General features: G+C 48.5%; 1 protein-coding gene. It reads left to right on the top strand.

Annotated elements, in window-relative coordinates; genetic code table 11:
* Window positions 1-171: 171 nt before the first annotated feature.
* Window positions 172-588: MBL fold metallo-hydrolase (locus HOLDEFILI_RS04200; RefSeq protein ID WP_039863862.1), on the top strand; the 417-nt coding region annotated here is incomplete at its 3' end.

Below are 588 nucleotides of genomic sequence, written 5' to 3'. Positions count from 1 at the left end.
TATCTTCTTCTCGACGAAAGGAAAAAAGAATCAATTAATTCAGAATCATCGATGTCCTGACCGCAGATTAAAATCAGAATTGTGGAAAAGCTTGAAACTTTGATCGTTTTGGTAGAAACTTAAGTTGTATCAGCGATGAAAAAAGGAGCGCGGCTCTTTGGAGGAATAGATATGGAAATCAAACACATTCAAGATCATCTGATGAGCGTAGAGGAAGGCTATGTGCGCTGTTTTCTGATCGAAGGGGAAAACGCGGCGCTCGTCATCGACGGCGGAGTGGAAGCGGGCTTGCGGGAAATGGTGGAAAAACAGACGTCCAAGCCGCTGACTTTCTTATTAACGCACAGCGATCCGGATCATACGGCGGCGTGCGGCGAGTTTGAGGAAATTTTGATGCATCCTGCCGAAATGGCCCGGCTGGCGCAGAAGCGGAAAACCCAAAGCCGGTTTATCGCTGTGCAGGAAGGGGATCGGCTTGATTTTGAGCCTTATCATTTTGAGGTGGTGCTGATCCCGGGTCATACGCCCGGCAGTATTGCATTGTGGGAAAAAGAGAAACGGTTTTTGATCAGCGGCGACAGCGTGACG

Origin of the sequence: Holdemania filiformis DSM 12042 (genome assembly GCF_000157995.1) — a bacterium.
Classification (GTDB): Bacteria; Bacillota_I; Bacilli_A; order Erysipelotrichales; family Erysipelotrichaceae; genus Holdemania; species Holdemania filiformis.
This window is presented reverse-complemented; position numbering and strand designations above follow the sequence as displayed.